This is a genomic window from Cecembia sp. (assembly GCF_007126775.1).
GTDB lineage: Bacteria > Bacteroidota > Bacteroidia > Cytophagales > Cyclobacteriaceae > Cecembia.
Genome location: NZ_SLAP01000167.1, coordinates 1 through 7,866 on the forward strand (window position 1 = coordinate 1; position 7,866 = coordinate 7,866).

11 protein-coding genes are annotated in these 7,866 nt (G+C 38.3%); all 11 read right to left on the minus strand.

Going from position 1 to position 7,866, the window contains the following annotated elements; genetic code table 11:
• On the minus strand, positions 1 to 240 hold a 240-nt coding region (locus tag QZT73_RS11245; RefSeq protein ID WP_291788193.1), incomplete at its 3' end, for a hypothetical protein.
• Positions 240 to 1,241, minus strand: a complete 1,002-nt coding sequence (locus tag QZT73_RS11250; protein ID WP_291788195.1) for a Cache sensor protein — start codon at positions 1,239 to 1,241, stop codon at positions 240 to 242. The genes QZT73_RS11250 and QZT73_RS11245, both read right to left, overlap by 1 nt.
• Positions 1,242 to 1,264: 23 nt before the next feature.
• Positions 1,265 to 1,504 carry a hypothetical protein gene (locus QZT73_RS11255; RefSeq protein ID WP_291788197.1) on the minus strand — a complete coding sequence of 80 codons (240 nt, stop codon included), beginning with the start codon at positions 1,502 to 1,504 and terminating at the stop codon, positions 1,265 to 1,267.
• Positions 1,504 to 1,917 (minus strand): OsmC family protein, encoded by a 414-nt coding sequence (locus QZT73_RS11260; RefSeq protein ID WP_291788200.1) that lies wholly within the window; start codon positions 1,915 to 1,917, stop codon positions 1,504 to 1,506. The genes QZT73_RS11255 and QZT73_RS11260 overlap by 1 nt, the downstream gene beginning before the upstream one ends.
• Before the next feature lie 5 nt (positions 1,918 to 1,922).
• Positions 1,923 to 2,531: a bifunctional phosphoribosyl-AMP cyclohydrolase/phosphoribosyl-ATP diphosphatase HisIE gene (gene hisIE, locus QZT73_RS11265; protein ID WP_291788203.1), complete on the minus strand. Its 609-nt coding sequence runs from the start codon at positions 2,529 to 2,531 to the stop codon at positions 1,923 to 1,925.
• Positions 2,532 to 2,622: 91 nt separating this feature from the next.
• Entirely contained in the window at positions 2,623 to 3,378 is a 756-nt protein-coding gene (gene hisF / locus QZT73_RS11270) for an imidazole glycerol phosphate synthase subunit HisF (RefSeq protein ID WP_291784744.1), read from the minus strand.
• A gap of 95 nt (positions 3,379 to 3,473) precedes the next feature.
• Positions 3,474 to 4,193: a 1-(5-phosphoribosyl)-5-[(5-phosphoribosylamino)methylideneamino]imidazole-4-carboxamide isomerase gene (gene hisA, locus QZT73_RS11275; RefSeq protein WP_291784746.1), complete on the minus strand. Its 720-nt coding sequence runs from the start codon at positions 4,191 to 4,193 to the stop codon at positions 3,474 to 3,476.
• A 20-nt stretch (positions 4,194 to 4,213) separates the two neighbouring features.
• Positions 4,214 to 4,810, minus strand: coding sequence for an imidazole glycerol phosphate synthase subunit HisH (gene hisH / locus QZT73_RS11280; protein ID WP_291784748.1), 597 nt, complete (start codon positions 4,808 to 4,810; stop codon positions 4,214 to 4,216).
• Between the two features lie 160 nt (positions 4,811 to 4,970).
• Positions 4,971 to 5,753 (minus strand): phenylalanine 4-monooxygenase, encoded by a 783-nt coding sequence (locus QZT73_RS11285; protein WP_291784750.1) that lies wholly within the window; start codon positions 5,751 to 5,753, stop codon positions 4,971 to 4,973.
• Between the two features lie 174 nt (positions 5,754 to 5,927).
• Positions 5,928 to 6,947: a 3-deoxy-7-phosphoheptulonate synthase gene (gene aroF, locus QZT73_RS11290; protein ID WP_291788205.1), complete on the minus strand. Its 1,020-nt coding sequence runs from the start codon at positions 6,945 to 6,947 to the stop codon at positions 5,928 to 5,930.
• A gap of 3 nt (positions 6,948 to 6,950) precedes the next feature.
• Positions 6,951 to 7,724 (minus strand): tryptophan synthase subunit alpha, encoded by a 774-nt coding sequence (gene trpA, locus QZT73_RS11295; RefSeq protein WP_291784754.1) that lies wholly within the window; start codon positions 7,722 to 7,724, stop codon positions 6,951 to 6,953.
• Positions 7,725 to 7,866: the final 142 nt, after the last annotated feature.

The window sequence follows — 7,866 nt, forward strand, 5'->3', positions numbered from 1 at the left end:
AACAAAAAAGAGCATATCTTCATACATGGCACCAAATCTGTTCTGAATATCATTGCCTGCAATTTCAGCTTGTTTGTTAAGTGCCAGCTGTACAGATGCTATTTGATTTTCTTTAAGCGCATTGAAAAAATTAATGGCCAGAAAAGATATTATAAAAATAACCCCAATGCCTATAAAAATAAACCAGCGGTAAAACCCCTTCTGAAAACCTAAATCATTTTTTTTGAGAAATTTATTCATCAGAATACCAAATCAAGGAGGATCCAATCTAAAACACTCATCCTTTCGGATAAAATATTAACCTGTAAACCATAATCTTTCAATAAATAATTTTTTTGATTGGCTAAGATAATCTCGGATGCCATTTTCCTCACCTCTTGACTTTTGCTTCTAAACAAGTTATAATCCTCCATTCTGAAACTGTCTGAGGAAATGGTCTGATTATAGGTGTGATTTTTCAAGGGTGGAAGGGAAAGGGATTCAATACCTCTAGTTTTTCCTGCTATCAAAGTACCGGTAGCATCAACGATAACAAAATTTCTATCAAATTTATCCAAATAATTTCCAATAATAGCATTGAGAGTAATATCAAAACCCAATACCATTTTTAGCTCATTTTCAAAATATACTGGATATATCAGAGAAATCATCCATCCACGCCCTACCGGGTCAATATAAATTTCATCAACCCAAACCGGTCGGGCATCGGGATTATTTTTTTCATCTGCCAAATAGTAAAAATTAAATGTTGTCAAATCCAATTGGGGAGTCAACATTCCCATGGCATCATAGGGTGGATATAACCTATTGAGGTGAAGATTACTATTGAAATAAACCTGAGAAACCATGTCATGGCGGTCTACAATTCCTTTAAACTTTTTGTCAAGAGAAGCCGTCAACACGATCATCTCAGAGATCCCATCCTTATCTGTGGCCAGATCAGATATGTATATTGTACTTGCTAAAGGATTATCTTTCCCTGCATTATTCATTGATCCTCTTTTGAATTCAAACTCATCTATCTCATTCTGAGCAAGAACCCTATGTTTACCAGCATATAATTGCTTAATTTCCTCTCCCAAGTTTATAATTTCTCTCTCCAAAACTTGGAGGTCATATTCGAAAAGTGAAACAAAAGCATTCATCTCTAAATAAATGCTGTCTTCCTGGGATCTCTGGGAAGGTCCGCACTGCACCATAGAAATAAGTAGAACCAAAAAAATTACTTCCCGCAATTTCATCTTTTCAAGCTTTTAATTTAAAGCTAAAGATTTTGTATCTGATTGTAAAGACTTTGTTCCATTTCTTTAAACCTGAGCAAAACCTCATCAAAAAAATGCCCTTCATAGAATTTATCCAAATCAGACTCTTCCAGTATGTCCATTTCAGAAACTTTAAAAGTTTGCTCTAATGGTCCCAATTCAAATTTAATGAGATACTTATTGTTCCAATTAAAAACAGAAACCCTGACCTCCTTTATTGAAAATTCTCTAACAACACGCATTAGGGCCTTTGAACTACAGATGAATAAGTGATTTCAGATTTTAAGGAAGAGGCTACCGAGCAATATTTATCCACGGAAAGAGCAACCACTTTGGCAAATTCCTCTTCTTTGGCGTCAGGCGAAACCAATACAAACTTCATATGAATGTGTGTATAAAAAGAAGGAACTCCATCATTCCTTGTACCCTCTACCTCAATAAAAAAATCCTCAATTGTCTTCCTTTTCTTTTTCATCATTAATACGGCGTCTATTGCCGAACATCCCCCTAGCGCAGAAAGCAATAGATCCATAGGTGATTGTGCTTTCTTATTGGGGGCATCGTACATATCAATATCTACCTGATTTCCCTGAAGGTTAGAGGCAACATATTCATAGTCCGCTTTCATTCGGACAGTCACATTTCTTTTACTCATTTTTTCTATTTTTTATGATGGCGGTCAATTAAAACCTGCATGACTTCATCGAGTTCAATATCCTTGGCCTCTAGAAGCACCAAATAATGGAATAACAAATCAGCTGCCTCTCCCAAAAAAAGAGATTTGTTGTCATCTTTTGCCTCAATTACAATCTCCACAGCCTCCTCTCCTACTTTTTGTGCCACCTTATTGATTCCTTTGGCAAAAAGTGATGCTGTGTAAGATTGGTCAGAAGGGTTATTTTTCCTTTCTTTTATAATATACCGTAATTGATCAAGAAATAAGGTTTTGCTGTTGTTGATTTCATCAAAACAGGTATCTGAACCAGTATGGCAAACAGGCCCGGCAGGTCTTACCTTTATCAATAACGTATCATTGTCACAATCTACCGTAATCGACTTGATATGAAGAAAGTTACCGGAAGTTTCTCCTTTAGTCCATATCCTCTTTTTGGTCCGGCTAAAAAAAGTCACCTTTTTGGATTCCAAGCTGATATCCAAAGCCTCCTGGTTCATGTAGCCCAACATCAAAACAAGATGACTGTCTGCATCTTGTATGATTGCAGGAACCAAGCCGCCTACTTTTTCGAAATCTATGTTTAAACTGTTCATATGCTTAAATTCTTTTAACACCAAGACAAAAGGATAAATTCCAATACCTTCGAGACTGAAAATCCGAAAATTACCTCAGCCCATCAATCCGTTAAATTCTAATTGCAACCTCTTCTGCTGCCAGGTATGCTTTCAAATTTGGGATGGGTATTTCTTTGAAATGGAAAATACTGGCTGCCAAAGCAGCATCTGCTTTCCCAAAGGTAAATACATCTTTGAAGTGTTTCATATTTCCTGCTCCCCCTGATGCGATAACCGGAATGCTCAACATGGAAGAAATTTCCGAAGTAATCTCATTTGCAAAGCCTGATTTGGTACCATCGTGGTCCATAGAAGTTAGCAGTATTTCTCCTGCTCCCCTTTCACAGACCTCTCTTGCCCAACCTTGTGTTTTCAGTAAAGTGGGTATTCTGCCCCCATGTGTATGAACGAAATCAATTCCATCTACATTCCTGGTGTCAATGGCAACAACAATACATTGAGAACCAAACTCCAAAGCCATCTCATTGATGACTTCTGGATGCTTGACTGCGGCCGAATTGATAGAAATCTTGTCCGCACCAGCATTTAGGAGTACTTTCACGTCTTCTACCGTAGAAATGCCTCCTCCCACTGTAAAGGGAATATTAATAGATTTGGCCACCTTTGTCACCAATTCCGCCAAGGTCTTTCGTTTGTCAACAGTCGCAGTGATGTCCAAAAAAACGAGCTCATCTGCCCCCTCATCAGAATAGATTTTAGCCAGTTCGACAGGGTCTCCTGCATCGCGAAGCTGTATGAAATTCACCCCTTTTACAGTCCTGCCGTCTTTGATGTCCAAACAGGGAATAATTCTTTTTGTCAGCATTTTTAAAGTACCAAGTACCAATTAAAATGTACAAAGACATTGAAAAGGTACAATATCGCGTTTAAAGTAAATACATATATCAATATCCTCTAATATTAGGAAGCAAAACTGGCCAATTGCTCAAGGGTAATCCTTCCTTCATAGTAGGCTTTGCCCACTATGGCTCCATAAACTCCTATTTTAGAAAGTTCTTCCAAATCCTTAATTTTTGAAACCCCTCCACTTGCAATAAGCTTGATTCCGGGAATTTCCGCCAAAATATCTTTATAGAGGTCAATGGATGGACCCTGTAGCAAACCATCTTTGGCCACATCTGTACAGATAACATAAGAAACCCCTTTGGCACGATATCCCTTGATAAACTCGATGAGGTCTAAGGCTGTGGTTTCCTGCCAACCGGATATAGCTATCTTTCTATTCTTTGCATCCGCTCCCAAAATGAGTTTCTCCCCTCCGTATTTTTTTAACCAAACCCCAAACATTTCAGGGTCCTTTACAGCTATGCTGCCCCCTGTAACCTGATGAGCACCTAATTCTAAGGCATCTTGAATGCTTTCATCAGATTGGACACCTCCTCCAAAATCTACCTTTAAAGAAGTTCCGGAAGCAATAGCCTTCAAGGTTTCCCTGTTGACAATTTTCTTTTGTTTGGCTCCATCCAAGTCTACCAGATGAAGGCGGCTGATGCCCGCATCTTCAAATCTTTTGGCCATTTCCAAAGGATTATCATGGTATTCTTTTTTTTGCTTGTAATCCCCCTGTGTAAGGCGGACACATTTGCCTCCAATGATGTCTATAGCCGGTATAATCTGCATAAATCCTTTTCCTTTTGATTTTATTTTAATTCAAGAAAATTTTTAAGTATGCGTTCTCCTACCATACCGCTTTTTTCTGGATGTGCCTGCATGGCATAAAAGTTATCCTTGTGCATCAGTGCAGCAAAATCTTGAATATAATTGGTGGTTGCGATGGTGTATTCGCTCAATTCACAATAATAGCTATGCACATAATAAACAAATGAGCTGTTATCCAAACCCCTTAAAAGGGGACTTTTAGTATCAAAGATATTATTCCATCCAACATGAGGAACTTTAAATGTTGCTGGATTCTCGGGGATAAAGCGCTTGACTTTTACAGGAAATACACCGAGACAGGCCGTATCATTTTCTTCAGAATATTCACACAGCAACTGCTGACCGAGACAAACTCCAAAAAATGGCTGTTTTAGTTCAGGAATTAATTTATCCAATTTCTTACCTTTAAGGTACCTCATGGCAGTACTTGCTTCTCCTTGTCCAGGAAATATCACCTTGTCTGCTTTTGAAATGGTTTCCAAATCATCAGTCAAAATTGCATCTGCTCCCAGCCTCTCTAGCGCATAGAGTACAGATTGCACATTTCCTGCATTGTATTTAATAACTGCTACTTTCATTTTTTAATTAAAAAGAGCCCAACAAAGAAGCCCTATTCAAGAGCGTTCTTTTTGTCAGGACCATCCACAAATTTCAATAAAAAAACGTCTGTGCCTTTGCGTCACAAACGCTTTTAGCCAATTTTCAAGCCTATCAATATGCAGTTTAGCGCTTAAAATCTTAACTCTGAGCTGCCTCTGAGAGCATTTCCTCCAAGACAGACTCAATTTCAGGAAGAGACTGATAAAGCTGTTCATAGCTGTCAATCACAAAATATTTATCCTGAAATTTATCCTTCCAATATGGAGTATTCATGATTTTTTTTACATTATAATCATAATGTGAGGGTTCGTCGGAAAGACTGTATTTAGTTTCTCCAGCCGAACTTAGAATTCCAGCCCCATAGATTCTTAGCTCTCCATTTTCACGGATCAATCCAAATTCAATGGTAAACCAGTATATTCTGGACAAAAGCTCAATGGCCCATTTATCATCGATATGCTTTAAAGCTATGCCACTTAACTTTTCAAGAAAATCCACATAAGGTTGATTGGTCAAAAGAGGCATATGTGCAAAAGCATCGTGGAACATATCCGGTTCTTCCAGGTAATCCAATTGTTCCATCTTCCTCAACCATGTCGATGAACAAAATCTCCTGTTATTCATCAGACCAAAAAACAGGTCGTCATCTATCAAACCGGGAACCACATGTATTTTCCATCCGGTGCTTTTTGACAATCTTCTATTGACATCAGCGAAATCTGCTATTTTGTCAGCAGAAAAATTGATTTCTTTTATCCCATCTAAATATGCTTTTGATGCCGCATTGGGCAGATTCACAATCTGCCTTTCAAAGAGGATTTTCCAGACTTTAAAATCTTCTTCCGTGTAAGCACCATAATCCTGCTTCATTTCTTTTAATCTTGGGTCGGAAAAGACCCAGTCTTTGGGTTTATTCATCATTTTATATTTGGGTTTCGGTATTTAGAAAAGTCCATAAATCCAAGTCATGTCCTCTTCTTATTTGTACTCCTATAATCCAATAAATGTTCCTATTAGTTAAGAATGATCCATTGAATTTTAATCAAAAATAATGAATTTAAATCTTTTGTTAAATAAATTTCTGCAAACGGCCGATTAAAGCAGATCGAAAGTTTTTCGCATTGCAAAGGTTTTTCTGATCCAATCTGCCAACAAAGCGCTTTGGGAAAAGTCCAATGTTTGTTGTCCATCAGAATAGGCCTTTTCAGGAATCTCGTGGGTTTCATAAATGATTCCATCCGCTCCGGCCATCACCCCAGCCAAAGCCATCTGGGGAACATACTCCCGAATGCCAATTCCATGAGAAGGATCAACAATTACAGGCAAATGGGATTTTGCTTTTAAAATAGGGACTGCATTTAAGTCCAGGGTATTCCTACTGGCCTTCTCATAGGTTCTAATGCCCCTTTCGCATAGAATTAGTTTTTCATTTCCTCCCGAAAATACATATTCAGCTGATTGCAACAATTCTTCTATGGTTCCTGAGATGCCCCTTTTGATCATTACGGCTTTGTCTACCTTGCCCAACTCATCCAAAAGATTAAAATTCTGGGTATTTCTGGCTCCAACTTGATAGATATCGGTATAGGGATACATATCATCTATCTGAGAAACCTGCATCACCTCTGTGACTATCTTAATCCCGGCTTCCTTAGCAATATTGTACCATAACTTTAACCCATCTATACCCATCCCCCTGAAGGCGTAGGGGCTGGTCCGCGGTTTGAAAACCCCTCCACGCATCATTCTGATTCCATTGGCATGCAAATGCCCTATTACTTTACGAATCTGTTCCTCAGACTCTATGGAACAAGGCCCTGCAATAATGGCCATATCACCGTCTTTAATATATACCCCATCTCCCAAATCGATTGTGGTAGGCTTGGCTTTCCACTTTTTGGAAACCAATTTGTATTCATCAGAAACAATGTGGATATCTTTGATTCCTTCTTTATGTCCTATCTTCCGAATATCAAAATCTTTTTTCCCAATGCCGATGAGATAATCTCCCAACTGGGTTTTTACCTCTGTAACCTTATACCCTATTTGATTGACTTCTTCGATCAATGAAGATTTTTGAACTTCACTGATGCCTTCTTTTAATTGGATGATCATAATTTATTGGATTACTGAGCTGATATAAGTTTTGATATCAACTTTAAGGTCTTTACTTTCTTTGATAGTCTTAATAAATGCACTGCCTATAATGGCACCATTGCTGTATGTTGAAGCGGTGGAAAATGTCTGGGAATCTGAAATACCAAAACCGATCAGTCTGGGGTTTTTTAATTGCATAGCTTTTACCCGTTCAAAATAAGCAATCTGCTCATCTGAAATTCCAGACCTTGCCCCAGTAATGGAGTGGGCTGACACCATGTAGATAAACCCATTGGAATGCTCATCAATTTCCCTGATCCTTTTCTCACTGGTTTGCGGAGATATCAAAAATGTATTTCTCAGTTCAAATTGATCAAACACGGCTTTATATTCATCCAAATACTGCTGCATGGGCAAGTCAGGCAAAATCAATCCATCAACACCGATCTCCTGACATTTTTTACAAAAGTTTTCCATACCATATTGGATGATAGGGTTCAAATATCCCATCAAAACTACTGGAATAGATACAGTTTTTCGCATATCCTTCAGTTGTTCAAACAGCTTCTTTAAACTCATTCCATTGTTCAAAGCGATCATATTGCTGTCCTGAATAGTAGGTCCATCAGCAATAGGATCACTGTAGGGTACCCCAATCTCAATAATATCTGCACCTGCTTCCTCGATAGCTTCCATGATGGGAAGGGTATCCTCTAACTTCGGAAAGCCTGCCGTAAAATAGATGGAGAGCACACGATCTTTTTTCTTCTCAAACAATTGATCTATTCTGTTCATATAATTCTATTTGCCAAATTCTAATCCTTAATAATTGATTACGTCATTTTAAAAAATTACCTTAATGAACCAATTGAGCCCCTAACTCCTCGATGGCTCTCACCTGCCCTGCAACCTGGCCTCCCTAATCGCTTAGCTCTCG

Coding starts and splice junctions, on each gene's coding strand:
- hisF (WP_291784744.1), bottom strand. CDS start 3,378: ATGCTGACAAAAAGAATTATTCCCTGTTTGGACATCAAAGACGGCAGG.
- aroF (WP_291788205.1), bottom strand. CDS start 6,947: ATGATCATCCAATTAAAAGAAGGCATCAGTGAAGTTCAAAAATCTTCA.
- trpA (WP_291784754.1), bottom strand. CDS start 7,724: ATGAACAGAATAGATCAATTGTTTGAGAAGAAAAAAGATCGTGTGCTC.
- hisIE (WP_291788203.1), bottom strand. CDS start 2,531: ATGAACAGTTTAAACATAGATTTCGAAAAAGTAGGCGGCTTGGTTCCT.
- QZT73_RS11285 (WP_291784750.1), bottom strand. CDS start 5,753: ATGATGAATAAACCCAAAGACTGGGTCTTTTCCGACCCAAGATTAAAA.
- QZT73_RS11260 (WP_291788200.1), bottom strand. CDS start 1,917: ATGAGTAAAAGAAATGTGACTGTCCGAATGAAAGCGGACTATGAATAT.
- QZT73_RS11255 (WP_291788197.1), bottom strand. CDS start 1,504: ATGCGTGTTGTTAGAGAATTTTCAATAAAGGAGGTCAGGGTTTCTGTT.
- hisA (WP_291784746.1), bottom strand. CDS start 4,193: ATGCAGATTATACCGGCTATAGACATCATTGGAGGCAAATGTGTCCGC.
- hisH (WP_291784748.1), bottom strand. CDS start 4,810: ATGAAAGTAGCAGTTATTAAATACAATGCAGGAAATGTGCAATCTGTA.
- QZT73_RS11250 (WP_291788195.1), bottom strand. CDS start 1,241: ATGAAATTGCGGGAAGTAATTTTTTTGGTTCTACTTATTTCTATGGTG.